Raw genomic sequence first — 26136 nt, 5'->3', positions numbered from 1 at the left:
CCGCCTCGGCGCCCAGGCGCGCGACCGCCCCCGCATCGAGCGGTGACGACTTCAGCACAGCCATGGAAGGTCGACACCGGGTACGGCGATCACATGAATACTGCGTGAGGCGACTGACGATGTAGGCATGGTTATCAGCATCTTTTGGTGCTAGTGTGCGTGTGTCACAAGGAGGTTCTGATGAGGACTACGGTCAACATCGATGACGAGCTCCTGGCTCGGGCTAGTGAGCTGACGGGTATCACAGAGAGAGCGACGCTGCTGCGCGACGGACTTACGACGTTGATTCGCGTTGAGAGCGCCAGGCGTCTCGCAAAGCTGGGTGGCACGGACGGCTCTGCAACTTCGGCGCCTCGGCGGCGAGAAGATGCCGCGTGATCCTGGTCGATACTTCAATCTGGATCGACCATCTGCATGCACTCGAGCCTGAACTCAACACGCTGCTCGCTGACGACGAGGTCGGATGCCATCCGTACGTAGTTGAAGAGTTGGCGCTCGGGTCGATCCAGGACCGCGAGGCAATGGTGGAGTTGTTGGAGAGCCTGCACCAGTTCCCAGTGCTTGATCACGCTGAAATGATGACGATTGTCAGCGCTCGACGTCTCTGGGGGCGCGGTCTGAGCGCAGTGGACTGTCATCTCCTTGGCGCCGTCTCCCTGGTTGGCGGGGCCCGACTTTGGACGCGCGACAAGCGTCTGATCGCGGCGTGCCAAGAAATGGGTATCGCCTACCGCGACGAGTCCGACAGCTAGGCCCACGGCTCGTAGAGTTTCTCTCATGCGACTTGAGGTGACTTCTCTGATCGATCCGGTGCTCTGGGCGCTCGTTGACGAGTCTCGTGCGTTCTATGCACGCCGACGCCCTGGCCACGGGCCGATTAGCGTGAGTGAACTCATTGCGGTGCGTGAAGCGATGCCCGTGCCTGCTGAGTGCGAGCCATTCCCGTCGGTGGAGACGGTGAGTACTGGTGGCCGCAGCGTGCCCGTGCGGATACACACACCATCGGGTCGGCCCGCCGCAGGTGTGCTGTTGGAGATTCACACGGGCGGCTTCTACCTGGGCTCCGCCGCGGGAAGCGATGTTCGGAATCGGCGACTCGTCGACGCTCTGGGCATCGCGGTGGTGAGCGTGGACTATCGACTCGCCCCTGAGAATCCATGGCCAGCAGCGCCCGACGATTGTGAGACCGCGGCGCTGTGGCTCGTGGAGAACGCCGAAGCGCGGTTTGGCACGACACGACTGGCCATGAGTGGATTCTCCGCAGGCTCCACGCTGGTGGCCGCGACACTGATACGACTGCGCGATCGCGGGATCGACGCATTCGGAGGCGCGGTCGTTCAATGCGGCACGTATGACCTCTCTGCGCAGACGCCGGCCGGACGTCTCATCGCCGACGAATACTTCCTCGGCGCATATGCCGGTGACGCGCCGGATCGCACGGACCCGGACATGTCTCCCATCTTCGCCGAGCTGACGAACCTCCCGCCGATCCTGATGGTGATCGGCACAGACGACGTTCTCTTTGAAGACAATCTCGCCATGACAGCGAGGCTCCTCACAGCCGGTGTCGACGTTGACCTGCGCGTGTATCCCGCATCACCCCATGCGTTCACGGGTCACGCAACGTCGATGGCAACAGCCGCACTAGAGACGATCGACGAATGGCTCCGAGGACAGATCGGAGAGACGGTCTAGCTCGACTCGCGCGGCGCGTGTATCCGCTCAGCATTCGTCGTGTCCGGCTCGTCCAGCGCGGCGATCTTGTCGACTACCGATTTCATCCGTTGATCTGCGATCAAGTGCTGGTACCTGGAATGTGGCCGGTATGTCGGTGCTCAGGCGGCAATCAGCTTCACGAAATGGGTGCGATTGAGCATTCTGAGCACCCGCCGCTGGAACGGGGTGAACGCGGCGATACCCGCGGCGGTCGTCATCGGTTCGAGCCCCACGATCTTCGTGGTCACGCCGCCGCGCACGATCTCGCCGCCGTTGGCCGCGACCAAGTTCCGGTACCAGTTGACCTCGGGACCGTACGTGAGTTCGCAAACGAATCCACCCTCGACCGGCTGCACGATGATCGGTGTCTCAAAGGTCTTGCCACTCGTGCGGCCCACAGTACGCACGATAGAGAAGCGCTCGCTGCCGCGGCGGGCCATGCGGCCGGTCAGTCGGTTCAGGCTGTGCTTGATCGTGAACAGCCAGGCACGGCGCACCTTCGATCCGAGACCCATGAGGTCAGCATGTCACAAGGTCCAAGCTCCCGACCAGAGCTCCCGACCTCACGGTCATGTGCGTGGCCCCGCGAGGCAGAGTCCCTGGTCGGGTTCCATCAGCGGCAGGCGTTACTGGCCTCCGATGACTTGACTGACCGTCTCAACCACGGTGTTGTTCGTGGCGCCCCGTGCCGCAAGCCACGTGATGAACTGGTTGAACAGGGGGGGACTAATGGTCAAGGTGGGATCGGTTCCGACGGCGATGTGGTGGAAGGTCAGTTGGACCCAGCCGCCTCCGTTGGCTTCCGCATTCGTCACCACGTCCTGGAGGTTCTGAAGTGTCCAGGTGCTGTCAACCTCGTCTGGAGCAGCCGTATCCATCGGATTGGCCGGCGGGATCGTTTCCGCAAACTCACAGGTCGCACAGCTGGCGGGGGAGCGCACGTCACCCAAACCGCGTGCACTCTGGAAACCGCAGCCCTTCACGATGGACTCCACACTGGCGTTCTCAGCGGCGAAGGGATATGCGAAGTCGGTGGCATTGAAACCCCAGGAGGCCAGGGTCGTCTTGCCGTCGCAGATTTCGGCGGTTGCCTGCGCACTCGTGAGCGTGGTCAGGTCGGGGTGGGTGACGGTGTGACCGCCGATTTCGTTGCCGTCGGCGGCGAAGGTGTGCAGATCGGCTTGGGTCAGCCAGGTCGGCTGGCCGATCCAGCTCGTGGTGATGAAAAATGTGCCATGCAGTCCATTGGCTTTCAATACTTGCTCAGCGACGACCTGGTCGGCGTTGCCGTCGTCGAATGTCAGGCTGACGACTGTTCTCGGGCCGGGGACCGCCGATCTCACAACTGGAGTTGCGGCTTGGGCCGCAAAGGTGCCGGCAGAAAGGGCAAGCAGAACCCCGGTCAAGGCTATTGTCGACTGCAGCAAAATACTGCGTCTGCGTGTCTTAATCATGCGAGTGTCACTCTTTACACGTTGTCGCGGCTCACGATGACCGATCGGGCACCGTGGTGTGGCAGAGGCATCGAATCCAAGCTGCTGGTGTGGCCCACCGAGTTGCGACTCGCATTCGATCATCGGAACATGTGTCGGGAGCAGACGCCGGCGACACGCTGCAGCGGTGTGTCAGAGACTTCGGCTCCGGCGGCCGGCGAGTGTTCTGAAGGGATTCGTTGACGCGCGTAACGGCGTCGGCGCTGAAGTGAGCGCGGCCGGAAAAACAATGTGATCAAGTGTGGGCATGGCTGCCTCCATTGACGTGGAAGCCATCAGTTCACCTCGTCGAAACGAGCCAGTCAAGGGGGCCAAACGGATTCAAAACAGTTCAACAGGGTGGTTGAGCGGAGGGTTGTCGGAGTCTTCGGGGAGCTGCTGCCGCAACGCTTAGTCGGCCGGTGCCCATCCCAGCGCTGGCCCCAATGTGGTGGCGATGTCGGTGAGGATCTGCACATAGTCCTCGTGGTCGAAGCTGAAGGGCAGCGCGAACGCCACTTCATCGACCTCCTGAAACCCGGCATGGGCGTAGAGCTGTTCAGCGATCTGTTTGCTCGTGCCGATGAGATCCGGGGCGAACAGCATCCGTTTCGGCCCCTGTGGCGATCTGGTACGTGCAGTGCGTTCATCGACGTACCGTTGGTACTTTTCCTGCTGTTTCGCTGAGGCTGAATCTGTCGGAATCACCACGAGGCCTTGTGAGACACGGGCGGGTCCGTGCGCCTGAGCGGATGTCGCGGCGGCTTCACGGTAGGCACGGATCTGCGATCGTTGGATCTCGGCAAACGACGGCTCCTGATTGACGTCGGGGAAGATCACGCTACTGGAGAGCAGATTGAATCCGTTTGCCCCGGCCCAGATGGCCGATTTGGTGCTTGCCGCTCCATACCAGAGGCGTTCGCGCAGCCCGGACGAGTGCGGCTCGACGCGGTTGGAAAACTCCTCGACGACACCCTGCTTTCCGGAAAATTCCCTTACCGGTTCCCCCGCAATCAACCGGGCGAGTCGTGCTACGCGTTCGTAGCTGAAATCCTCCAGCTCGGCGGAATCGGGGTACAGCTCGTGCTGCACGGTGTCGTAGTGCATTGGTTCACCTACGCTCAGTCCCGGATTGATTCGGCCGCCGGCGAGCAGATCAACGGTGGCCAGGTCTTCGGCCAGCCGCAACGGGTTTTCCCAACCCATCGGGGTTACCGCGGTTCCGAGCTCGATCCGGGATGTGCGCTGGCTGGCCGCGGCCATGATCGCAATGGGGGAGGAGATCCCGAACTGCAGATGGCGGTGGCGCAGCCAGGCGCTGTCGAATCCAAGCCGTTCGCCCAGTTCGATGACCTGCAACGTTGATTCGTGACCCACGGCTGGGTCGGCCGGATCGAACGTGCCAATGGTGAGGAATCCGAGCTTGCGTAGAGGACGTGAAGAGTCGGGCATGGCTTCCTTCATTGGTCTGAGTACGGCTGAATTCTTCGCCCCCAGGGTACTCAATGAATACCAAATCTTGATGCCACAAGGAGGTTCTCATGAGGACCATGGTCAACATCGATGACGAGCTTCTGGTTGATACTTCGATCTGGATCGACCATGGGCGACTGGCCGGCTCAGAGCGCGGTGGTCACCTTCCACGACGAGTGGATGGCGCCGTGGATGTAGTTGACCTCGCCGGCATCCCCGATGACGTCAACGCTGAAGTCCGCGGCGCGCAGCTCATCGGCCAGCGGCGCGGCGGCGGTCGTGCCGTCGGCGTAGACGACCATCGACGCGGGGGCGGAGAAGCTCTGCTCGCCCTCGGTCCATTCGACGCTCTTCGGCGTGATGCGCGTGATCGAGACGTTGCGGTGGATCTTCACGCCGTGAGCCAGAGAGTCCTTGACCGCGGTCCAGCGCCGCGGCATCGCCAGCGGCAGACCCAACTGCTGCTTTTCATTCAAAAGCGTGACCTGGCGCCCGCGCTCGGCAAGGAATTCCGCGAGCTCCAGACCGACCAGCGACCCGCCGATCACGACGACGTCCTTACCCATCGGCAGCCAGAACTTCGTGAACTGACGAACGAATTCGGGGCTCTTCGTGACGCCGGAAAGTCGCCCGACCTTGCCCAGGGTGCTCAGCACCAGGCCAGCCTCGTCAGCAGTTGCGGTGCCCAGCATCATGGCGCGCAGTGTGTCGCCGGTCTGCACATTCGGCAAGTCGCCGCCCGGAAAATCGGGCTTGGGGCGGATGGCGCCGGTGGCCACGATGACGTGGTCGGGGCGCAAGGCTCGAATCGTCTCGACGGTCGCCGGCGTGTTGAGCTTGACGGCGATGCGCAGACGCTTGATCTCTGCCTTGAACCAGCGCAACAGGCGCTCGTTGTCGGGGGTGGTCATGGTGGAGAACCACATCGTGCCGCCCAAGCGGTCGGACTTGTCGATCACGGTGACGCGATGGCCACGCTCGGTGAGCACGCGGGCGCTCTCGAGGCCGGCCGGGCCTGCGCCCACGACCACCACGTGCTTGGATGCGGAGGCAGGCTTGAGTGGCAGCACCGCCTCGTTGCCGAGCGCGGGGTTCACCGCGCAGAACGGGGTGTCGTCGAAGAAGTTCTCGGCGACGCACAGGTAGCAGTTGATGCAGGGGCGCACCTGGTCGAACTTGCCGTCGCGGAGCTTGTTTGGCAGTTCAGGGTCGGCGAGCAGCTGGCGCCCCATGGCGGCGAAGTCGATCTGGCCGGCCGCGAGGGCCTTCTCTGAGACCTCCGGAAGCATGCGACCCACTGCGATGATCGGGATGCTGACATGCTTTTTGATCTCGGCGGCGTTCGCAATGTAGGCGCCCACCTTGCTGGGCAGCGGGCCATCGGTGAAATTGTCGAAGGGGTTGCGTCCCCAGCCCGTGACGTGGATTGCGTCGGCGCCCGCTTGTTCGAACAGTGCGGAGGCCTCGATCGACTCCGCGAGCGTGAGTCCACCCTCCTGCCCATACTCCTCACCGGATACTCGCACGAGGATGGCGAGGCGGTCGCCCACCCGCTGCTTCACTGCGCTGATGACCTCGCACGCCAGGCGTGCCCGGTTGACCAAGGTGCCGCCATATTCGTCCGTGCGCTTGTTGTCCCGCTGGTTGAGGAACACGCCGAGGATGTAGCCGTGGGCTACGTGGATCTCGATCGCGTCGGCGTCGGCCTTGGCGACGCGTTCCGCGGCATCCGCCCAGGTGTCGATCAGCCAGGTGATGTCCTCGGAGGTCATCTCGTGGTACGAGGTCTGCTTGCCGGCGGTGGCCGCGCCCATCCTGCGCAGTTCGTCAGGGGTGCTGTCGGCCAGGGCCGACATGTTGTAGCTGTAGTCCGGCTTGTTGGGCGCCAGTACCGCGCGGTCGTTTGCGGTGTCGACGCGGGCCACCTTGCCGTGATGAGTGGACTGAACGCACAGCTTGCTGCCCGCCGCGTGGATGGCATCGGCCAATGCCTTCAGCCCGGGGATGAATTTGTCTTCCGACAGCCCCGGCTCCTTCATGGATGCCGCGCCGTAGGGGAACGCGATGGCGCACGCGCCCGTGATGATCAGGCCTGCCCCGCCCGCAGCGCGCGCCACGTAGTGGTCGATCTCAGTCTGTTCGATCTCGCCATGCTCGGAGACATTCATGTCCATGGCCGGGAGGACGATGCGGTTCGATGTCTGCATGCGGCCGATTCGTCCGGGGGCCATCAGATGCGGAAATGTCTTGGTGCTCATGGTTCAATAATAGTGTCTTCACGACACTATTATTGCCTTTCGCTAGAGTCTGGCCCCTGCGCCCGACAGCCAGCGGCACTAGCCTCGAATCATGACCACGCAGATCACCGAAGACGACATTGACGAACTTGAGCTTCGCGACTTTGACGAGGCAACGGGCAGCGCGACCGGGGGAGTAGCCGAGCACCTCGAGAAGGCCGCGATCTTTGAGGAGTGGGCGACGGATGCAGACAGCTACACACTCGACGACGGCGTCACGCCCGCATATCTGCTCGTCGTAGCCGCTGAGCACTTGCAGATGGCGAATGACACGACCGAGGCGTTTCGGCTGGCGCGAGCTGCGCGGGAGCACCCGTCGGCGCGGCCTTTCGAGGCGCATCCCACGCTAATCAGTCTGCACTTGGAGAGTGACGAACTCGATGCCGCCCTGGCGCTCGCCGATGAGGTGCGCAAGGGAGGCGCCGAAGAGCTCGGGATTTACGAGTCGATCGCCGAAAGCTTCGAACTTGTCGGAGAGCTCACGCTCGCCGAGCGCTGGTTCGCAATCGCGCTCCGCGCGCTTGACCGGGTCGGCCTGGAGAGCCCGCTCGATCGACTGTCGTTGCTCTCCGGCCGGTATCGCGTTCGCCGCGAGGCCGAGAAGCCTCTCGATGTGCTCGACGTTGAGACGGAGCAGCTGCGCGACGAGCAAGGTCTTGATTCGATCGACTAGCACGACCCCACTGATCTGTCTTGTTTTCTCGATCTGCGAAGTTTTCGTGATGCCGTGCAAGGTTTGCGTTCGATGTGACACATTCAAGTTGTGAAGACTGACAGCGCCGCGCCAGCCGACCATGCTACCGACGACAATGCGACCGACGCCACTGCGACCGAGGGGGAGGCGTTGCCCGAGGGCATCGCCTCGCCTGTGACGCCAGCGGCCACGGCGTGGTTCACCGCCGTCGTCAACGAGCACTCGACCGCGCTTGTGCGTTACTTCGCTCGCCGCGGCCCGCTGCAGGACGCAGAGGATCTCGCCGCCGAGGTTTTCGCGGTCGCCTGGCGTCGCCGCGGCGACGTACCGCTTGAGGCGGTTCTGCCGTGGCTCTATCGCACCGCCGGGTTCACGCTCGCCAATCATCGCCGCAAGCATGTCGACATTCCCGTCGACGAGGTGCCGGAGACGGGCAGAGTGCGCGTCAGCGAGGACCCTGAGCTGGCCGCGCTGTTTGACGCCGAACTGCGTGGTGCCCTGACGAGCGTGGGGGAACGCGACCGTCAGATTCTGCTCCTGCACGCGTGGGAGGGTCTCGATGGTGAGGAACTTGCCGAGGTGCTCGGCATTTCACGTTCCGGAGCGGATGCCGCACTCTCGCGCGCCCGCAAGCGTCTGCGCGAGGCATGGCAGCAACGCCTCTCGTTCTAAAGCGCTTTGCTGCGCGGATGCAAGATTTGGGCCGCAGCCCACATATCAGTAGGTGAACCGCACTCACGGAGGGTGACCGACATGAACGACGACATGAACTCCAACACGAACGACGATAACGAAAGCGGACAGCACGAACGCGAACAGCACGAACGCGAGCTGAGCGAACACGAGCTGAACGAACACGACCTTGTCGCGCGACTGCGTGACGCGGACCCCGCAGCCGATCTCGAACCCAGTGCCGGATTCGCCGAAAACGTCGTCGCCCGAACATTGGCAGAACCCGTGGCAGAGACGGCAGAACCGGCGGTCCAGTCAGCCCCGGTGGCCGATCTGAACTCCGAGCGAGTGCGTCGTCGCCCCCGCTGGCTTCCGTACGTTGCTGTCGCCGCTTCGCTCGCGCTGGTCGGCGGTGCCGGATTCGGCATCGGCGCCGCGACGGGCAGACCGAGTATCACGGCTGACGGTGCGGCTCTGCCGATCTCGCTGCAATCCGGTGCGGGAACCAATGAAAGCTCATCTCAGGACGGTGCTGTGCAAAGCGGCGCGGTGCAGCCAGGAATGGTTCAGAACGGCTTTGACAATGCGTCGGGTTCGCGATCGAAGATGTCGTCGGACTCAATCTCTCCCAGCTGGTTTGGTCGCAACAATTTCAGCGCGTCGGGACTCTCGACAGACGCAGGCACCGCGTCGACGTACACGTTCGACGCGCACACGGCTTCGAATGCCGAAACGATCACCGCGCTCGCCGCGGCGCTCGGTGTCGAGGGAACGGCCGAGCTGAAGGATGGCTCCTGGATGGTGGGGCCGCAGGACGGAACCGCGCCGTCACTTTCGGTGAGTCTTGACGGAACGCTGAGCTTCTACTTCGCAGACAACCGGATCAACCCATGGCAGTGCGGCGACGGCACCGTCGCGTGTGAGCCGCCCGCCACCCTTCCGAGCGAAGATGCTGCGATCGATGCCCTGCGCTCGCTCATCACATCGGCAGGGGGCGATCCCGGAGCATTCGAGTTCACTTCTGAAACCTGGGATGGCGCGTTCACCCGCACGGCTCAGGCCTGGCCCGTCGTCGATGGAAAGCGCCTCGACCAGTCGTGGTCCGTGGAACTCACCGACGCCGGTGTGGTGAGCGCCAACGGTGCTCTCGCGAGCATTGTGCCCCTCGGCGACTACCCCATCGTCAGCGAGCAGGACGGCTTCAAGCGCCTGTCGGATCCCCGGTTCGGCGCCCAGATGACGGCCATGCCGCTCGCTATGCGAGCGCAAACCGATGGCGGACCTGCAGCATCCACTGATTGGGTTCCGCCGACCGAGCCGCCGACGACCCCTGCAGCGGGCACTTCGCTCTCGTGGCCGGTGAACATGGTCGACATCGTCAGTGCCCGGCTCGGCCTGGCAAGCCAGTGGCAGCCAGACGGAGGCGTGCTGGTCGTGCCTGCCTACGAGTTCACTGATGCCGAGGGCGGAACCTGGTCGGTCATCGCCGTCGACGATTCGAAGCTGGATTTCGGAACCGAGTAGCACGAGCAGCACGAGCAGCACGAGCGCCAGCTCGACCGTGGCGAAGGAATACTGCGGGGAGACCCGCCGAGCTCATTCCCGATCGGGCGGCGGCCGCAACCGGCCGAGACCCGGCACGAAGCGCCCGACACGCGCCGCGTAGTAGCGGTAGTCCGGGTGCGCGGCTGCCAGCATCCGTTCTTCCCAGCGGGCCTTCCACGAGAGCAGCGCCACGAGCATGAGCCACAGCAGAATGTGCCAGATGGATGCGCCGTAGAGGGTGAGGCCGAGGCCGAGCGCGAGAAACCCCGTGTAGATCGGATTGCGAATGTAGTTGTAGACGCCACGGGTGGCCAGCGGTACGTGCTCGCGCGGGATCGGACTCGCGGTGAACGCCGGGCCGAGAGCCAGAGTTCCGGCCAGCATGAGCATCAGGCCGGCGGCGTCCAGCACGACCGACGTGAGCACGAGGAGTGCGCCGCGTGGCCAGAGCAAGCCGTGGGGTAGCAGGAATAGCGCTGCGAGCAGCACGATCTGCAGAGTGACGAGTCCGAACGCGAGCGCACGTTTCATGCTGTGAGCGTACGCCGGGTGCGCTGGTCGGTCTCAGAAAACGCATGTGTCACCGGATGCCGCGGGTCGGTAGCGCTTTCAGAAACCGCAATCATTGGCGGATGCCGCACGATCGGTGCGGTTTCTGGTGACAGTTGTGCAAGATCGACGGCATCTGCTGGCAGAGGGGCGACGGCGAGATGCAGCATGCGCCATGATGAAGCCATGTCAGTGCGCCAGCTCTCCGCCTGGGGTCTCGACTACGTCTATGCCGGCGTGCAGCAGGCGCGTTCGCTCACCCACCGCCGCAGCCCCGAGTGCTTCGCCGACGGCGATCCCGCGTTGCCCGCGATCGTGCTGCTGCCCGGCGTCTACGAGACGTGGCTCTTTCTCGAGCCGGTCGCACGACGACTCAACGCCGGCGGGTTTCGCGTCTTCACGGTGCCGGAACTGAGCTTCAACCGGATGTCGATCCCGCGTTCCGCCGAGATCGTCGCTTCGGTTCTGAACCGGCTTCACCGCAACCACGGCACAACCGAGTTTGTGCTCGTTGCTCACAGCAAGGGTGGACTGATCGGTAAACACCTCATGCTCGACCATTCCGACGAAGAATCGCAGCAATTCGATATTCGGGGTCTGGTGGCGATTGCGACGCCGTTTTCGGGGTCCCACTACGCGCAGTTTCTGCCGTCGCGCACGTTGCGGGCGTTCTCGCCGCGTGACAGCATCGTGCGGGCACTGCTCGAACAGCAGCAGATCAATGAGCGGATTGTCTCGATCTACGGCGAGTTTGACCCACACATCCCCGGCGGTAGCGGGCTCGACGGCGCACACAACATTGAGCTTCCCCTCTCCGGACACTTTCGGATTCTGCAGAGCGATCTCCTGATCGAAACCGTCGAGCGCGAAGTCACTGCTTTCGCACACCGGTGATAAAATCGGGTCTGCAATTGGGAGGTGAACTCCGTCATGATCGCGCGACGACTTCTCGCTGGAGCGGCACTGTTCAGCGTGGTGGGCATTCTGATCGGGTGCTCGGCGGGGCAGAGCGCGGGCCCGGTCTCCCCATCAACATCAACATCCACGTCCACGGAGATGCGACCGCCCACCTCCAAGCCGAGCTCCGCGCCGACTGCGGAAGCGGACCCGCTCATCTCGTTCGAGCGCCCTGTCGAGGGGACGACCGTTTCGGTTCCGTTCCTTGTCGCCGGCAGCGCAAACACCTTCGAAGCGGCGCTCACGGTTGAGGCATCGGTTGCCGGCGGTGGCATCCTGTGCGCGCTCGATCTCCTGGCCACGTCGGGCTCAGGAACACCCGGAACGTGGCAGGGCACGATCGCGTTTCCTCCGCCAGAATCGGCAGGGTCGGTGACGCTGCGTGCCTACGCTCACAGCGCGAAGGATGGCTCGCCGACCGACCTCGTGGCGCAGACCATCACGGTCTCGGCAGAACGGCCCGCGATATTTCTGACCACCCCGGTGTGCGGCGACATCGTCGATGCCGGCCAACTGCTGGCGGTCACGGGGCGGGCCGAGGTGTTTGAAGCAGCACTCACGATCGAGTTGCGCGACGCGTCGGGCACGGCGTTGCTCGCCCAGCAGGTCGTGGCTGATGAGTGCTGTGTGGAGTCCAATTTTGCCGTTCTGCTCTCCGTTCCGGCGGGTCTCGCGGCCGGGAGCTATGACGTCGTCGCGTTCACCACCAGTGCCGTGGATGGCAGCATTCAGAACGAGTTTCCGGTGCAGATCCAGGTGAGGTCATAGCCCGGAGTCGTGGGTCCACCCATACCGTCACTCTGAGCGCGGGCGTAGAACCCTAGGCTGGAAGGCGTGAACGATGAGACCACTGTCGACAACGCCGACCGGAGCGCTGACGCGAGCAACGACGACCAGCTGGCCGCGCACATCCGTGACCGTCTGAATCGCGCCGTTGAAACCCTCACCGCCGCCGGCGCTCGCGACGAAGCGCAGGGCAGGTACATCGCGCCGCACAAAGTGTTGTTCTTCACGAAGGATGCGGCGTTGGCGCCGGCCGGTCGCGTCTGGCGACTCGGCGTTTTTCTGCTCGGTCGCAACGGAACGCTGTATGCGACGGGAACCACCACCCGGGCTGTCGAACCGGGGCGGGCCGGCTACCAATCCCACTCGGCCGAGGAACGTCGCGCCTATCGGGCGGCCGCTCTGAAAGGACGGTTTGCGAAGGGGGAGACGGTGAACTTTGATGCGCCAGAGATCGCAACGGATGCCGCGAGTCTGCGTGAGTCGACCGGCCCACTCTTTCTGAGTGGCGGGCGTGCACTGGTGCGCTGGAACACGTCGGTGGCCGATGAGCTGGCCATCGACTTTGACAGCTATCTCGCCGAGCGGGTGAGTCTGCTCATCGATCCGCCCGGGGGCGCCTGACCGCTCGCCGAACTAGTCGCAGTTGTCACCAGTTGTGGTTCACCGCGTCGCGCCACCGGCGCAGGGTGGCGGCGATTCCGTTGAGGGCGAGGCCGATGCCGAGCGCGATGGTCATAACGTTTCTGCGCTCACCTTAGCTTTCGGGAACGCTCCGGGTTCAGATCTGCCAGCGCAGTGATGATGCGCTCAGGATGTTCGGCGATACGGTTCAGCACGTAGAGCCACCATTCGCAGCCGAACACGACGTATTCACGCGTGGCATAGCCGTCGGCGTGGAGTCGGTCGAGCAGCTCGGTGCCGAGGCCGAGCAACATCTCAAATTCGACGGTTGCGGCACGCAGCTGATCGCCATGTTCGGCGATGATCGCGGTGATCAGAGCCTCGTCATGACTGGCGATGGCGACCTTCTTGCCGGATGTGATGAGTCGGCGAGCGAGATCGAGGTACGCAGTGGTCAGCTCCTCGCTCTCGCGGGGATACGCGGTGTCTTCAGATTCGAGGAAGGCACCTTTCACCAGGCGCACGGTTCCGGGGTGCTGAAGTACGCGAGTGAGGTCGTCGGGAGTGCGGTGCAAGCGAGCCTGGAGGGTGATTCCGATGTGCGGAAACTCTGCGGGGAGTTCGTCGTAGAGGTCGAGCACAAGGTCGGTGCGGTCGGAGCCTTCGGCAGAAATCATGAGGGCGGTGCCGAGTGGTGCGGTGGCCTCCGCAAGCTGGCGCACGTTGTGCAGGGTGAGATCGCGGTCGATGACGGCCCCAACATGTGACAGATCAAACGAGATGGTGCTCGGCAGACTCGCTGCGTGAATCGCACGTGCGAGGTCGAGAAAGACTGCGGTTTCTGACCGTGCAAGATCGGCATCTCTGATGCTCTCGCCGGCGTATTCGATGCTCGGCAGATGACCACGTGCCATTGCTGCGGTTGCCGCGGTGATCGCATCCGCCACCGTTTCGCCGGCCGTGTAGCGGCGGGCTACACGTTCGGCCTGTGCGGCCAGCACTGGCGAGGACATCACTCGCTGCTTGAGGTCTTCGTCGAGCGCCCAACTGCGGAGAGTGTCGGCGGCGCGATGAAAGTCAGTCTCAGAAACAGTCATGACCCGATTGTATTGTCGAGGTTGCTGGCGTCGACGTTGCGGGTTATTGGAGCGTGAGGCTCTCAGACCGAATGGGGCTTCGTTGGCTCCGTGGACTCAGGATGTGGACGGATGCTTCGCAGCAGCATCTGCTCGGGGCAGACCGACGAGAGAAACTCGCCGACCGAAAGCGCGAGTCGATCGCCGACCAGCGAATAGAGGATGCGGTTCGCATCGCGTCGTTCGGTGACCAAACCGGCGACTTTCAACACCGAGAGGTGTCGGGAGATGGTGGGGCCGGAGCTCGTGAAACGCGCGGCAATATCGCCGGCCGCCTTCTCGCCATCCTTCAGATCTTGCAGAATTTGACGGCGGGTGGGGTGCGCCAGGGCGGTGAAGATATCGGCGGTCGACTCGGGCATATTCGCAATCTAGCACCAGTGCTAAATTGCGGCAAAGGGAGACGGCCGTGCACACCGATCTCGCTGACCGGGTTGTCAGCTGAGCGAGGCGGACTTAGGTTCGTCGTGTCACCGCTTCGTCGTGACACCGCTTCGTCGCCCGCCCACCAACGGAGGTTCACTATGGCCAAGCTCATCTACTCGGTGATCTTGTCGTTGGATGGCTACATCGCGGATCAGACCGGCAAATTCGATTGGGCGGCGCCGAGTGAAGAGGTTCATGCCTTCGTCAACGACCTCGAGCGCCCGGTTGGAACGTACCTGTACGGGCGGCGGATGTATGAGGTGATGCTCTTTTGGGAGACAGCTCACACGCTGCCCGAGGTTCCCCCGGCCGTGCAGGACTTCACTCGGATCTGGCAGGCCACCGACAAGATTGTGTTCTCAACGACTTTGGATTCGGCATCCAGCGTTCGCACGCGCATCGAGCGCAGGTTTGACCCGGCCATGATTCGAGAGCTGAAGCAGACCTCCGAACGCGACATAGGCATTGGCGGCCCGACGCTCGCCGCTCATGCGATCACCGCAGGTCTGGTCGACGAGTACCAGCTGTTTGTCGTGCCGATTCTGATCGGTGGCGGCACGCGGGCGTTTCCTGACGAGAATCGTCAGCCGCTTGACCTCGTGTCTGAGCGCCGTTTCGCCAGCGGTGTGGTCTATCTGAATTATCGCGTCACGGCGTAGCAATCCTGTTGGGCGGGCTCAGCCGGCGTTGAACGTGCCGATCTGGGTTACTCCGTCCGACTCGTAGACCGGAATCTGCCTGCCGCTATCGGACGCTTGTGCGATCTGGCTCGTTCAGCGGCTTGAGCTGAAGGGTTTCAAGCCACGCGGCCATCAGCTCGACTCCAGCCGAGAAGTGTTCTCCATTCGGATGGTTCAAAAATGCGTGCCTCGATCCGGTAACGAGATGTCGCTCGACCTGTGAGCCGGCAGCCGAGAGCTCGGTGGCGAAGCGTTCCGCTGAGACGCGCATGCTGTCGCGCTCAGCGTTGATGAGGAGAGCCTGCGGAAAGCCCTGCAATGCACCACCACCCGGGAAGGCGTAGTGGTCAGTCGGGCCCGATATTCGGCCCACATAGTTGCGGTTCATCGCATTGAGTCCCCAGCGAGAGTGCGTGATGCGGCGGTGCCCTCGGGGTCGGGGATGTTTCTTATCAGATCGGGGATGCGTGAAATGGAAGAAGCCATAGGCGAGGAGGACACCGGCTAAACGACCGCCGTCGTGCTGGTACCTCAGTGCAGTTCCGGCGGCGAGGCACGCACCGGCACTGGCGCCTCCCAATACGATTGCACCCCCACAGCGGTCGCTGACGTGCTGCACCACAGCGAGGACGTCGTCGACAGGAACCGGGTAGCGATTCGACAGCTTTCGCTGCCGCACACTCAGGCGCCCCACGACAGGGAGAGGTGCCAAGCGATAGTCGACGGTGACGACGGGATAGCCTCTCGCTGCCAGCGCCAGTGCCACGCTGTCGGATTCCGGCTGGTTGAGTCCGCCTTTAAAGAACCCCCCGCCGTGCAGCCAAACGACCGTCGGCGCCGTGGTCAAGCCGTTCGTACGCACGGGCTCATATCGGCGCACCGGGATGTAACCGTGGGGCCCGTCGACCTGATCATCCTGAATTGATACGTCCATGAAGCAATTGTCGAGGAACATGGCGGGAATTTCGGGATCGCACGCCTCGTTGGTCGAGGAGCGCCCGACGGAGTCGGCCGCGTCTATGAGGTATATCGACCACTTCGTTGGTCGAGGAGCAGCCGACGAAGGAGGCCGCGTCTATTAGGCATATGACCGCTTCGTTGATCGAGGAGCAGCCGACGCAGGAGGCCGCGTCTCGAGATCTCGCGAGCCGATCCTTGAACTCGGCTTGAGTTCGAACATCGGCTCGCGAGGTCTCGAGACACTCGCTGGCGCTCGCTCCTCGACCAACGGAATGGTCAGATTCGTTCACCACTATGCCGCGTAGCGGCCCGGAAGCTCGAGACTGGGCGGCCCGATTTCGGGATCGCACCCACCGTTGGTCGAGGAGCGCCCGACGGAGTCGGCCGCGTCTCGAGACCCGGCGAGCCGATCCTTGAACTCGGGTTGTGTTCGGGGTTCGGCTCGCGGGGTCTCGAGACGCGTGCTCGCAGGCTCGCGCGCTCCTCGACCAACGAGATTGGTCAGCGGCCGAGCGTGGTGTGGGCGCGGTGCTTGCGGGCGGGTATCCAGTCGCCGCTGGGGGCCATCCAGGGTGGGGCTTTGACCTGCACGGCGCCGTCGAGGATGCGGATCAGCCAACCGGAGGTGTCGATGGTGGAGTGGTGATACCAGCAGAGGGCGACGCCGTTGTTGATGGTGGTTTTACCGCCGCGATACCAGGGCACCACGTGGTGCATCTCGGCCCAGCCCGGCGGTGACGTGCAGCCGAAGACGACGCAACCGCCGTCGCGGGCGATAATCGCCCGGCGTTGCGCCCGGGTGAAGAAGCGCTGCTTCAAATCGGAGTGGAGCACTTCGCCGTTTTCGGCGAAGACGATCCGTTGCATCCCGCCCGCACAGACGAGATGCTGCACGGTGCTGATCGAGACCGGGGCGTCGACCCCGTCGACCCAGCCGACGCCGGTGGAGTCGAGGAGGTCGGTCGCGTTCACGTGCACCACGACGACGGGGGCGGCGCCGCCCAGGGTGGGGGTGCCGGCGTCGCGGGCGGCCGCGTCGAAGACGCCGCGGAGGATGTCGGCACGTTTCTCCCCGCCGGTGCGGGTATCGAGGTCGTCGAGCTGGTCGGCGCCGGGGATCACCTCGCCGGCATCGATGCGGGCCCGCTCCTCGGCCTCGTGGTGGGCTTGTTCCTCCGTGGTCGGGAACCGGCCCGGCTCCGCCGGGACCGGCTGCGCATGAGCTGCGGTTGAGTGAGCACTGAGGGTTGAGTGAGCACTGAGGAAGGTGTCGAAGATGCCGTTCATGATTCCGCGGAGCTCCGGCGTGACCCCACCGCGCAGCGGATAGAGCCCGTCGCGGAACTGGCCGAAGCCGAAGCTGCTGCGGGCGGCCAGCACGGTGCCCTCAGTCGGCGCGGTGCCGTCCGGGTCCAGGAGCGCCTTCCACTGTTGCATCTGCCCGCGGATCAGGTCAGCGGAAAACGCGAACCCCGCATTCGGCAGGCCCTCGTTCTCCGCGGTGATGGCACCGGTCGCGGAGGAGACCAGGCCCCGCTCGGCGGCCTCGACATCCGTGGGGTCGAGGTAGCTGGGCAGGTCGGAAAGCCCGGTGACGATCGCTTCGGCCGCATCGACCCCGAGGGTTCCGGCGGTCAGGGCGGCGGCGACGACGGGGTAGCGCGGTGGCAGCATGCTGCCGCCCATCTGACGGACCCGGGTCTTCTCACCGAGCTTGACCCGACGCTTCACCTCCCGGGCCGAGACCCGGGTGAGCGTCGTGATCAAGTCGGTGCCGGTGACGCTGCCGCGCGTGCGCGCCAGGGACACCGTCTGAATACGGGTGTCCGAGCGCACCTCGACATCGGCCGCCAGGGCGACCCGGCCCGCATCCGCTAAACGGCCCACGGCCTCCATCGACCCGAGCAGAGCCAACAGGTCGTCGTCGGAGCGGAGGTGGGGGTTGAGCTCGGTCATCGCTCCGGACATCACGGTGTCGGCGAGCTCAAGGGAGTCAGCGGTGGAGAACCGGGCCGCCATCTGCGTCGTCACCTCGAGGGTTTCAGCGGTCGAAAGCCCGGCCGTGAGAGCCTGCACCTGCAGCATGACCGCGGCCACCGGAGTGTCGGTGGTCGGGGCGATGATGGGGGAAACAGGCTCTGATTCCATAACCCAATTCTCTCAAAATGGGAACTGGAATGCGAGCATTTCTCAGGATCGGTGGATAACTTTTCTAACGTGTGTTCTGTGGATAACTGCGGCCTGACGGGCGACGTTGGGCGCGCTGAGGGGTCGGCTCGCCGGGTCTCGACACGCTCGACCACCGAGACCGGTCGGGCTCAAACGAGGCGCGAGATGGCCAGATTGAGAGGTCGGCTCGCGGGGTTTCGAGACACTCGCTGGCGCTCGCTCCTCAACCAGCGAAAGAGCCTCGACTACCGAGGCGGCGAGGCCTCCGAGGAGCGCACGCCGCTCAGACCAACCACTTCGCCCGCACCGTGACGTCGGCATCCTCATAGCCGAGCCGATCGTAGAAACCGACGACTGCCTCGTTGGTTGAGCGCACCATCAGCTGCACTTTGACGGCTCCCTGTTCTCGCAACCAGTCTTCGGCCGCCGCCATCAGCTGCACGCCCAGGCCCTGGCCGCGTCGTGCTTCATCGACGGCGAGGTAATAGACCCAGCCCCGGTGCCCATCGTGGCCGACCATGACGGTGCCGATCAGGCATCCGTCGTCGAAGCCGCCGAGAATCGTCGACGTCTCTCCGTCGAGCGCCCGTCGAAAGTCACCTTCCGGCGAATTCCACGGGCGGGTCAAGCCGGCGCGGTGCCACAGGGCAGCCGCGTCGTCACAGTGGGCAGGAATCAGGCCGGAGATCTGCATCTCTCCATCTTTGTCTACCGGTGGCAGCCGACGCCGCGGGGCGAGAGACATCACGATGGCGGGGCCGAACGGATGCGACCTGACGGGGCCAAGCGGATGCGACGGCTAGCCTGTGAGAACAACAGCCCCCGGCGAGACGCCGATTGCACGGCGACGCCATCGACATCTCAATTGGAATCGCCATCGCCCTCGCGCTGCTCGCCGGCGTGTTCTGAGCAGGCGCGCAACTCGAAAGACTTCAACGCGAAAGAAGAAGTAGATTTCTGCACCAGTGACGATCGACACCGGCCATGCCGACGACCTCGATGCGTGTGTCGCGCTGTGGATTCTCGCCCTCACCGCCCGCGAGGCCGCCCCTCCCGTTGTCGGAACGGCCGAGCGTGCACGCGGCAAGCTCGCGCACGACCCCGTGTCATGGCGTGTGCTCAGAGACGAGCAGGGGAGTGTGTGTGGTTTCGGGCTGATCACGGCCCCCGCAACCGGTTCCCCGAGTGACCCGCCCGCCGCCGTCTACGTCTCCCTGCTCGCGATCGACCCCGCTCTGCAAGGCCGCGGTCACGGCGCCGCACTCCTCACCGAACTGTTGGCGGATGCCCGGAAGGCCGGTCACGCCACGGCGGTGCTTCACGTATTGACCAGCAATGTGGCGGCAACGCAGCTCTACCTCTCGACAGGCTGGCGCGCAGCGGGCGCCGCGTTCGCGCATCCACTCAGCGGACTGCCCAGTCAGACTTTCATTCTCGATTTGACCGAGGGTGTGCCGCGGGCCGCCGCAGACGCAGACGCCACTCCACCCGCTCGACTACGGTTGACACGTGAATGAGACGCTCCCGCCCTGCCCCGAATGCTCAAGCGACCTGACCTACGAGATGGGTGCGCTGCTGGTTTGCCCGATGTGTGCTCACGAATGGGCCGCAACGCCGGACGACTCTGACGCCGACGCCGATGACACGACTGGGGAGCGCGTCATCCGCGATGCCGTCGGCAACATTCTCGCCGACGGTGACACCGTCTCGGTGCTCAAAGACTTGAAGATCAAGGGCAGCTCAAACGTCATCAAGGTCGGCACGCGGGTGCGCGGCATCCGCTTGACCGATGGCGTCGGCGACCACGACATCGACTGCCGGATCGAAGGCGTGCAGATGCAGCTGAAGTCGAGCGTGGTGAAGAAGGTCTAACTGGTCAGCCAGAACTGCGCGCGAGCGACGCCGCGAGCACCATCTGCCGCGCGTCGCCACGGTGCCGGCCGGCCACATCGAGCCGGCACTCCTCGACATACTCAACGCCGAGATCACGACTGCGGCTCCGGCACAGAGCGCCGCCGTCGACCGGCTCCTCGATGTCTCGCGCGCCACTCTGGCGGGGCGTTTTCGCCGCGTCATCGGTGAGCCACCGATGGCTTACCTGAGACGAAGTGGCGAATGATGCTGGCGAGTGAATCGCTGGCTGATCTTCTGGTGACGACCGCGCAAATCGCCACCGACGTCGGCTACGGCAGCCCATTCGCCCTGAGCACCGCATTCAAACGACAGTTCGGCGTCAGCCCCAGCGAGTATCGCCGCCGCCGCTTTCAGACCTGGCCGCACACGTTCGAAGTAGGGGATGGAGGCCTCCGGCTCCTGCCCTGCGGCTTCTCCTGCCCTGCGGCTTCTCCTTCTCTATAGCTCAGACGCCGGCGAATCGCTCGGCCGAGCGCGCTCTCGCTTTCGCCGCCTCCACCTCGCGGTTCTTGGGCGGTGCCGCGCTCACCAGGTCTTCGAGCAGGTGTCGAGTGAGATGCGCGATCTCCTCGACAGCCCGCTCGAAGACCTCCGCATTAGCCTTCGAGGGCTTCGTCGACCCGCTGATCTTGCGCACGAACTGCAGCGCAGCCGCGTGAACCTCATCATCGGTGGCAGCAGGCTCAAAATTGTGAAGGGTATGGATGCTCCGGCACATGCATTAAGGCTAGCCAGCCTGGCGACTGTGGGGAAGTCTCTGAGCCGCGCGGTAGGCCTGCACCGCAACCTCCAGCTCCTCGGCAATCAGGTCGGCGTTGATCGCGGCGCCGGCCATCAAGCCGGCCGCCGCTGCGGTGATCACCTGAGCGGTGAGATCGGTGACATTTCCGGCCACCCAAACCCCGGGCATGCGGGTCAGACCCGTCGCATCCGACTCCACAAACGTTCCGATTCCACGCGGGTCTGTGCTGACGTCGAGGCCGAGGCTCTCGACCACCGCGGTGCGGGCCGTGAACGTCGGCGCCACGACCATGGCCTGAATCGGATGCACCGATCCGTCGGTCAACACCACAGCGCTCAGCGCGTAATCCGTCGTGCTGACCGACTCGACGTTCCCCTCGATCACAGCGATTCCGCGGGCGGCGAGCTGTTCAGCCAGCTCATCGGACAGCGCCGGTGCCGTGTGCAGAAAGACGGTGATGCGTGAACTCAACTGCCGAAACAGCAAAGCCTGGTGCACGGCCATCGGCCCCGTCGCGAGGATTCCGATCGCCTGATCACGCACTTCCCAGCCGTGGCAGTACGGGCAATGCAAGACATCGACACCCCAGCGATCCCGCAGTCCAACGACATCCGGTAGCTCGTCGATAAGACCAGACGCGATGAGCAGGCGGCGACCGCGGATGCGGGTTCCATCGTCGAGAGTGACGGTGAAGCCGTCGTCGTCACGGCTCGCACTCGCAGCGGTTCCCTCGAAAACGACGCCACCATAGGATTCGGCCTCCATCCGGCCAATTCGCACCAGTTCGGCCGGAGCGATGCCGTCGCGAGTGAGAAAATTGTGCACTCCGGCGGCGGCCGCGTTGCGCGGCTCGCCCGCATCGACGACCGCGACCCGGCGGCGGGCGCGCCCGAGTGCGACTGCTGCGTTCAAGCCGGCGGCGCCTCCGCCGATGATGACCGCGTCGTACCGATCGGTCGTTTCGTTGCGGTTCTGATCCTGCGTGTTGTTCGTCATGTGTGACCTCCTTCTTCATGGTCGGCCCGCACGGGCGCAGTTGACAAGCTCTGTTGCCGGTCTGGCAAAATGTGCACATGGATGACTCGACCGAAGAAGTACTCACCGCTGTCGGGCCGCGACTGAAGGCATTGCGCCTCTCCCGCCATGAAACGCTGGCCGATCTCTCCGCCTCGACCGGCATCTCGGTCAGCACGCTCTCGCGACTTGAATCCGGCCAGCGACGCCCGAACCTGGAACTGCTGCTTCCGCTCGCCCGCGCGCACGGCGTTCCGCTCGATGAGCTGGTCGGGGCCCCGGCGACCGGGGATCCCCGCATCCACATTCGTCCCATCTCACGCTACGGCAAGACGATTTTGCCACTCAGCCGCGGGGCCGGCGGTCTCCAAGCGTTCAAGACCGTGATCCCTGCCGGTGCACCGGAGACCGAGCCGAACCCGCAGGTGCATGAAGGCTACGAGTGGATGTACGTTCTGCGCGGCAGACTACGACTCGTGCTCGGCGAACTCGACTTCGTGCTCCCCGCCGGTGAAGCCGCCGAGTTCGATACCCGCACGCCGCACTGGTTCGGGCGCGCCGACGCCGAGGGCGTCGAGTTCTTGAGCCTGTTCGGGCGCCAGGGGGAACGGATGCACGTGCGCGCCCGCCCCGGCACAGACTGACCGGCATCCACCCGCCCACGCCAATGACAAGATTGAACAATGACCGCAACACTCGTGGCCCAAGGCCTGGCCGGCGGGTACGGCCACCGCACCCTCTTCGATTCGCTTGATCTCACCGTCGCCCCTGGCGACGTCGTCGGGGTCGTCGGCGCGAATGGCGCCGGCAAATCCACGCTGCTCAGACTGCTCGCCGGCATCGACGAGCCGCAGGCCGGCACCATCACGCTGTCCCCGGCCGATGCTTTCGTCGGCTGGCTTCCCCAGGAGCACGAACGCGTCATCGGCGAGACGATCGCCGACTACATCGCCCGCCGCACGGGATGTGCAGAAGCGACCCGTGAGATGGATGCCGCGGCAGCAGCACTCGGCGATCCCTCGCTTGCTGCAGACGGTATCGACCCGGCCGACGCCTATTCGAGTGCACTCGACCGCTGGTTGGCCAGCGGTGCCGCCGACCTCGACGAACGCCTCCCGGTCGTGCTCGCCGACCTCGGCCTTGAACTCGGCGTCGATCTCGCCGAGCAGGCTATGATGACCTCCCTCTCGGGTGGGCAAGCCGCCCGCGTCGGTCTGGCGGCACTGCTCCTCTCCCGGTTCGATATCGTGCTGCTCGACGAACCCACCAACGACCTCGACCTCGACGGCCTCGAGCGCCTCGAAACCTTCGTGCGCGGCCTGCGTGGCGGTGTCGTGCTGGTGAGCCACGACCGCGAGTTTCTGGCGCGCTGCGTGACCCGGGTGCTCGAACTCGATCTGGCGCAGGGCGCGAACCGGGTCTTCGGCGGCGGCTACGACTCCTATCTGGAAGAGCGCGCGACGAATCGCCGTCACCAGCGGGAGAAGTACGACGAGTTTGCCGACAAGAAGGCCGACCTCGTCTCGCGAGCCAGAACCCAGCGCGAATGGTCGAGCCAGGGCGTGCGCAACGCCATGAAGAAAGCGCCGGACAACGATAAAATCAGGCGCAAGGCATCCGTCGAGTCCAGCGAGAAGCAGGCCCAGAAGGTGCGCCAGATGGAAAGCCGCATCGCCAGGCTCGACGAGGTCGAGGAGCCGCGCAAGGAATGGCAGCTCGAGTTCACCATCGGTTCGGCGCCCCGCTCAAGCTCGGTGGTCTCGACGCTCAGCAACGCCGTCTTCAGGCAGGGATCGTTCACGCTCGGCCCGGTGTCATTGCAGGTGAACGCGGGGGAGCGCATCGGAATCACCGGCCCGAACGGTGCCGGAAAGTCCACGCTGTTGCGGGCGCTGCTCGGACAACAGCTCCCGGACGAGGGAACCGCGAGTCTCGGCGCAAGCGTGCGGATCGGCGAAATTGACCAGGCGCGCTCGCTGCTGGCGGGTTCCCAGCCGCTCGCGGCGGCCTTCGAAGAGCTCGTTCCCGACCTGGCGTCAGGCGAGGTGCGCACCCTGCTGGCGAAGTTCGGGCTGAAAGCCGACCACGTGAATCGTGCGGTCGACGAACTGTCGCCGGGGGAGCGCACGCGTGCTGGACTCGCGCTTCTGCAAGCCCGTGGCATCAACCTGCTGGTGCTCGACGAACCGACGAACCACCTCGACCTGGCCGCGATTGAGCAGTTGGAGCAAGCGCTCGAGTCCTATGACGGCACGCTGCTGCTGGTCACTCACGACCGACGGATGCTTGCCACGGTTCAGACCGACCGGCACTGGCGGGTGGAGGCCGGCCAGGTCACCGAGCTGTAGCTATTCGGCAGATCTCGCTCGCGGCACGTGTTCGCGAAGCGGGCACGCGGTAGAACGCGTGCCGCTAGCACAGATGCGTGCCGTGAGCGTGCCTTAGCGCCCCTGGCGCTTCTTGAACGGCTTCGGCTGGCCCTTGACCGCTGGGGTGCGGCCCTTGCCTTTCGAAGCCTTGGCCTTGCCGCCGGCCGGCACGAAAGGCTTCTTCGCCGGGGCGGGGGCCGCGGCGATTTCTTCTTTCGCCTCGGCGAGAAAGAGGTTTCCGATCTTGGTCAGTCGGGTTCCGTTGTCGTCGCGGGTGAAGAGCGGATGGCCGACCTCAGTTTCGATCTTCTCGATCGACGAGTAGAGCGAAGCGAGCGGAATATCGAGGGTGTTTGCCGCACGCGGAAAATGCAACTCCTCGGCGACTGCGACGAAATGCCGAAGCAGGGTGATGTTCACGGGGAGCCTTTCTGAGGTCCGCGCGAATCGCGGTCCGACTCTAGGCTACGCGCCTTCGCCCGGGAGTCCGCCCGATGCTGTCTTTGACCCTCTCGTTGATCGAGCCTGTCAGAGATCTGGCGACGGAGTTGGCGTCGCGCGCGTCGGGCGCCGCTGCGCGCGACGGCGCCAACCCGCGCCGCGGCAGCCGACCCGCGTGGCGGCATCCGCCTGCCGAATCTGGCGCCACGAGGGTCGAAAGCCGCCGCGCCGACCGAACTCAGTAGGCATTGCGGCATTCAACCCTCGTCGTGCGAAACGGGCCCCCGGACGGCCGGTCGCGACAAGCTCGACCACGGGATACACATCCGCGAAACACCGGGTGGTGGCAGGATGTTCGCATGATCGAGATCTCCGATGAAGAGTTCGAAAAGATGGTCGTCGAAGAATACGACGCCATTCCCGACGACATGGTCGGGGAGCTCGAGAACGTCGCGATCCTGGTTGCAAACCAGCCGATCGAACAACGGCCACGGCTATTCGGGCTGTACACCGGGCATCCGCTCACCAGCCGGGGATTGTACGGCTACGGAGAGCTGCCCGACCGCATCACGCTCTTCAAAAACAATATGCAGGAGCACAGCGACACTCTCGAGCAGCTGCGTGAACGCGTGCGGATCACTCTCGTGCACGAGATCGGCCACTACTACGGGCTCAACGACGCGAAGCTGCGCGAATTGGGCTGGGCCTAGTCGATCTTCAGCGCCAGTCATCCCGGCGGTCGTCAGCGCCAGTCATCAGCGGCGGTCGTCAGCGCCAGTCATCAGCGGCGGTCATCAGCGGCGGTCGTCAGCGCCGTTTCGTCAGCTCGCGGAGCCAACGTGGTAGAGCGCCCGCGCCCGCGCGACGTCGACGGCGGTTCCGTCATCGATCTCCAGAAATGACTCGACCTGCCAGCACTGGGAGGCAGCGGCCTGGTGGCTGGCCACGTCAACCCAGGGCGGGTAGACCCGAAAGCCGCGTTTGCCGCCGTCGCCCTGGGCCGAAACGACCCCGTGTTCGCGCAGCACCTCGCGCGAAAACACGAACTGCCCGAAGCGGTCACCCTCGCGCACGGAGATCGTGAGAAGGTCCCACCGGTCTGCAGCGTCGAGCGGATGCGTGGCGCCATCGGCCTCTCGCTTCCACACCGCCACGAAGAGACCGTTCTTGGTCGGAGTGAGCTTCGCCACCCGCGACACGATGTCGCGCCCGTCGAGTCGAAAATTGACCGAACCGTACTGCGCATTGTCGCCACCGACGCTCGCAGCAGTGCAGACGAACCCGCACGGGTCGTAGACCAGCGCTTTCACCGCGGTCAGGTCGTCCGGCAGTCCGACGGTGTGCGCCCAGGAGTCGCTCGCGACACTCGAGCCGCTCGCGACACTCGAGCCACTCTCGACACTCGAGCCACTCTCGACACTCGAGCCACTCTCGACACTCGAGCCACTTTCGACACTCATTGATTCCGCAGTCTTCACGCTCACCATCTTTGCCGACACCGGC

30 protein-coding genes are annotated in these 26136 nt (G+C 64.4%); 16 read left to right on the top strand and 14 right to left on the bottom strand.

Features of this window, described 5'->3' with window-relative positions; genetic code table 11:
* The first annotated feature begins 180 nt into the window (after positions 1-180).
* The 3 genes from ABD791_RS07575 to ABD791_RS07565 are packed head-to-tail and all read left to right on the top strand — an operon-like array spanning position 181 to position 1695.
* Positions 181-378, top strand: coding sequence for a type II toxin-antitoxin system VapB family antitoxin (locus tag ABD791_RS07575; RefSeq protein ID WP_345064139.1), 198 nt, complete (start codon positions 181-183; stop codon positions 376-378).
* Positions 375-752, top strand: coding sequence for a type II toxin-antitoxin system VapC family toxin (locus ABD791_RS07570; protein WP_345064137.1), 378 nt, complete (start codon positions 375-377; stop codon positions 750-752). The genes ABD791_RS07575 and ABD791_RS07570 overlap by 4 nt, the downstream gene beginning before the upstream one ends.
* A gap of 25 nt (positions 753-777) precedes the next feature.
* Complete coding sequence (locus tag ABD791_RS07565) at positions 778-1695, top strand: alpha/beta hydrolase (RefSeq protein WP_345064134.1); 918 nt, start codon at positions 778-780, stop codon at positions 1693-1695.
* Between the two features lie 140 nt (positions 1696-1835).
* Here the strand turns inward: ABD791_RS07565 and ABD791_RS07560 are convergent, their stop codons facing one another.
* The 4 genes from ABD791_RS07560 to ABD791_RS07545 all read right to left on the bottom strand — a co-directional run bounded on the left by ABD791_RS07560 (position 1836) and on the right by ABD791_RS07545 (position 6919).
* Complete coding sequence (locus tag ABD791_RS07560; protein ID WP_345064131.1) at positions 1836-2231, bottom strand: PNPOx family protein; 396 nt, start codon at positions 2229-2231, stop codon at positions 1836-1838.
* A gap of 111 nt (positions 2232-2342) precedes the next feature.
* The gene (locus ABD791_RS07555; protein WP_345064128.1) at positions 2343-3170 is read right to left on the bottom strand and encodes a polysaccharide deacetylase family protein; all 828 of its coding nucleotides are present in this window, start codon (positions 3168-3170) and stop codon (positions 2343-2345) included.
* A 429-nt stretch (positions 3171-3599) separates the two neighbouring features.
* On the bottom strand, positions 3600-4640 hold the full coding sequence (locus ABD791_RS07550; RefSeq protein WP_345064125.1) for an LLM class flavin-dependent oxidoreductase: 1041 nt from the start codon (positions 4638-4640) through the stop codon (positions 3600-3602).
* A gap of 167 nt (positions 4641-4807) precedes the next feature.
* Positions 4808-6919 (bottom strand): FAD-dependent oxidoreductase, encoded by a 2112-nt coding sequence (locus ABD791_RS07545; RefSeq protein ID WP_345064122.1) that lies wholly within the window; start codon positions 6917-6919, stop codon positions 4808-4810.
* A 91-nt stretch (positions 6920-7010) separates the two neighbouring features.
* On the opposite strand from ABD791_RS07545, the gene ABD791_RS07540 reads away from it, so the two are divergent.
* The 3 genes from ABD791_RS07540 (at position 7011) to ABD791_RS07530 (ending at position 9848) form a co-directional block, all read left to right on the top strand.
* A complete protein-coding gene (locus tag ABD791_RS07540; RefSeq protein ID WP_345064119.1) occupies positions 7011-7631 on the top strand; it encodes a hypothetical protein in 621 nt (206 codons plus the stop codon).
* 90 nt (positions 7632-7721) lie between these two features.
* Positions 7722-8324 carry an RNA polymerase sigma factor gene (locus ABD791_RS07535; protein ID WP_345064116.1) on the top strand — a complete coding sequence of 201 codons (603 nt, stop codon included), beginning with the start codon at positions 7722-7724 and terminating at the stop codon, positions 8322-8324.
* A gap of 81 nt (positions 8325-8405) precedes the next feature.
* A complete protein-coding gene (locus tag ABD791_RS07530; protein ID WP_345064113.1) occupies positions 8406-9848 on the top strand; it encodes a hypothetical protein in 1443 nt (480 codons plus the stop codon).
* A 72-nt stretch (positions 9849-9920) separates the two neighbouring features.
* On the opposite strand, the gene ABD791_RS07525 is transcribed toward ABD791_RS07530, so the two are convergent.
* Entirely contained in the window at positions 9921-10400 is a 480-nt protein-coding gene (locus tag ABD791_RS07525) for a methyltransferase family protein (protein WP_345064111.1), read from the bottom strand.
* Between the two features lie 204 nt (positions 10401-10604).
* Here ABD791_RS07525 and ABD791_RS07520 point away from each other — a divergent pair, with 204 nt between their 5' ends.
* From ABD791_RS07520 to ABD791_RS07510, 3 genes are all read left to right on the top strand, one after another.
* Positions 10605-11312, top strand: a complete 708-nt coding sequence (locus tag ABD791_RS07520; RefSeq protein WP_345064108.1) for an esterase/lipase family protein — start codon at positions 10605-10607, stop codon at positions 11310-11312.
* A gap of 36 nt (positions 11313-11348) precedes the next feature.
* Positions 11349-12143, top strand: a complete 795-nt coding sequence (locus ABD791_RS07515) for a Gmad2 immunoglobulin-like domain-containing protein (RefSeq protein ID WP_345064105.1) — start codon at positions 11349-11351, stop codon at positions 12141-12143.
* Between the two features lie 66 nt (positions 12144-12209).
* Complete coding sequence (locus ABD791_RS07510) at positions 12210-12782, top strand: hypothetical protein (RefSeq protein WP_345064100.1); 573 nt, start codon at positions 12210-12212, stop codon at positions 12780-12782.
* A gap of 128 nt (positions 12783-12910) precedes the next feature.
* Here the strand turns inward: ABD791_RS07510 and ABD791_RS07505 are convergent, their stop codons facing one another.
* Both ABD791_RS07505 and ABD791_RS07500 read right to left on the bottom strand, forming a co-directional pair.
* Positions 12911-13879 (bottom strand): proline dehydrogenase family protein, encoded by a 969-nt coding sequence (locus ABD791_RS07505; RefSeq protein WP_345064098.1) that lies wholly within the window; start codon positions 13877-13879, stop codon positions 12911-12913.
* Positions 13880-13941: 62 nt separating this feature from the next.
* A complete protein-coding gene (locus tag ABD791_RS07500) occupies positions 13942-14280 on the bottom strand; it encodes a metalloregulator ArsR/SmtB family transcription factor (RefSeq protein WP_345064095.1) in 339 nt (112 codons plus the stop codon).
* A 162-nt stretch (positions 14281-14442) separates the two neighbouring features.
* On the opposite strand from ABD791_RS07500, the gene ABD791_RS07495 reads away from it, so the two are divergent.
* Positions 14443-15003 carry a dihydrofolate reductase family protein gene (locus ABD791_RS07495; RefSeq protein ID WP_345064093.1) on the top strand — a complete coding sequence of 187 codons (561 nt, stop codon included), beginning with the start codon at positions 14443-14445 and terminating at the stop codon, positions 15001-15003.
* An 85-nt stretch (positions 15004-15088) separates the two neighbouring features.
* On the opposite strand, the gene ABD791_RS07490 is transcribed toward ABD791_RS07495, so the two are convergent.
* The 3 genes from ABD791_RS07490 to ABD791_RS07480 form a co-directional block, all read right to left on the bottom strand.
* Positions 15089-15958 carry an alpha/beta hydrolase gene (locus ABD791_RS07490; protein ID WP_345064090.1) on the bottom strand — a complete coding sequence of 290 codons (870 nt, stop codon included), beginning with the start codon at positions 15956-15958 and terminating at the stop codon, positions 15089-15091.
* Positions 15959-16485: 527 nt separating this feature from the next.
* A complete protein-coding gene (locus ABD791_RS07485; RefSeq protein ID WP_345064087.1) occupies positions 16486-18132 on the bottom strand; it encodes an HNH endonuclease signature motif containing protein in 1647 nt (548 codons plus the stop codon).
* Positions 18133-18436: 304 nt separating this feature from the next.
* A complete protein-coding gene (locus ABD791_RS07480) occupies positions 18437-18847 on the bottom strand; it encodes a GNAT family acetyltransferase (protein WP_345064084.1) in 411 nt (136 codons plus the stop codon).
* A gap of 271 nt (positions 18848-19118) precedes the next feature.
* Between ABD791_RS07480 and ABD791_RS07475 the strand changes: the two genes are divergently transcribed.
* The 3 genes from ABD791_RS07475 (at position 19119) to ABD791_RS07465 (ending at position 20511) form a co-directional block, all read left to right on the top strand.
* Positions 19119-19670, top strand: a complete 552-nt coding sequence (locus ABD791_RS07475; protein ID WP_345064081.1) for a GNAT family N-acetyltransferase — start codon at positions 19119-19121, stop codon at positions 19668-19670.
* Complete coding sequence (locus tag ABD791_RS07470; protein ID WP_345064079.1) at positions 19663-20025, top strand: zinc ribbon domain-containing protein YjdM; 363 nt, start codon at positions 19663-19665, stop codon at positions 20023-20025. Before ABD791_RS07475 ends, ABD791_RS07470 begins: the two co-directional genes overlap by 8 nt.
* Before the next feature lie 243 nt (positions 20026-20268).
* Positions 20269-20511: a helix-turn-helix domain-containing protein gene (locus ABD791_RS07465; RefSeq protein ID WP_345064076.1), complete on the top strand. Its 243-nt coding sequence runs from the start codon at positions 20269-20271 to the stop codon at positions 20509-20511.
* Position 20512: 1 nt separating this feature from the next.
* On the opposite strand, the gene ABD791_RS07460 is transcribed toward ABD791_RS07465, so the two are convergent.
* Positions 20513-20785 carry a DUF2277 domain-containing protein gene (locus tag ABD791_RS07460; protein WP_345064073.1) on the bottom strand — a complete coding sequence of 91 codons (273 nt, stop codon included), beginning with the start codon at positions 20783-20785 and terminating at the stop codon, positions 20513-20515.
* 9 nt (positions 20786-20794) lie between these two features.
* Positions 20795-21805, bottom strand: coding sequence for an NAD(P)/FAD-dependent oxidoreductase (locus ABD791_RS07455; protein WP_345064071.1), 1011 nt, complete (start codon positions 21803-21805; stop codon positions 20795-20797).
* A gap of 77 nt (positions 21806-21882) precedes the next feature.
* Here ABD791_RS07455 and ABD791_RS07450 point away from each other — a divergent pair, with 77 nt between their 5' ends.
* Both ABD791_RS07450 and ABD791_RS07445 read left to right on the top strand, forming a co-directional pair.
* A complete protein-coding gene (locus ABD791_RS07450; RefSeq protein ID WP_345064068.1) occupies positions 21883-22467 on the top strand; it encodes a helix-turn-helix domain-containing protein in 585 nt (194 codons plus the stop codon).
* A 39-nt stretch (positions 22468-22506) separates the two neighbouring features.
* Positions 22507-24171 (top strand): ABC-F family ATP-binding cassette domain-containing protein, encoded by a 1665-nt coding sequence (locus ABD791_RS07445; RefSeq protein WP_345064065.1) that lies wholly within the window; start codon positions 22507-22509, stop codon positions 24169-24171.
* Between the two features lie 93 nt (positions 24172-24264).
* Here the strand turns inward: ABD791_RS07445 and ABD791_RS07440 are convergent, their stop codons facing one another.
* A complete protein-coding gene (locus ABD791_RS07440) occupies positions 24265-24612 on the bottom strand; it encodes a helix-turn-helix domain-containing protein (protein ID WP_345064062.1) in 348 nt (115 codons plus the stop codon).
* A 380-nt stretch (positions 24613-24992) separates the two neighbouring features.
* Between ABD791_RS07440 and ABD791_RS07435 the strand changes: the two genes are divergently transcribed.
* On the top strand, positions 24993-25343 hold the full coding sequence (locus tag ABD791_RS07435) for a metallopeptidase family protein (protein ID WP_345064060.1): 351 nt from the start codon (positions 24993-24995) through the stop codon (positions 25341-25343).
* Between the two features lie 111 nt (positions 25344-25454).
* Here ABD791_RS07435 and ABD791_RS07430 read toward each other — a convergent pair whose 3' ends face one another.
* Entirely contained in the window at positions 25455-26093 is a 639-nt protein-coding gene (locus ABD791_RS07430) for a MepB family protein (RefSeq protein WP_345064059.1), read from the bottom strand.
* Positions 26094-26136 lie beyond the last annotated feature (43 nt).

The organism is Glaciibacter kafniensis, from assembly GCF_039538945.1.
Lineage (GTDB): Bacteria > Actinomycetota > Actinomycetes > Actinomycetales > Microbacteriaceae > Cryobacterium > Cryobacterium kafniensis.
The sequence above is the reverse complement of the archived record's forward strand: the minus strand, read 5'-3'. Positions and strand labels throughout refer to the sequence as shown.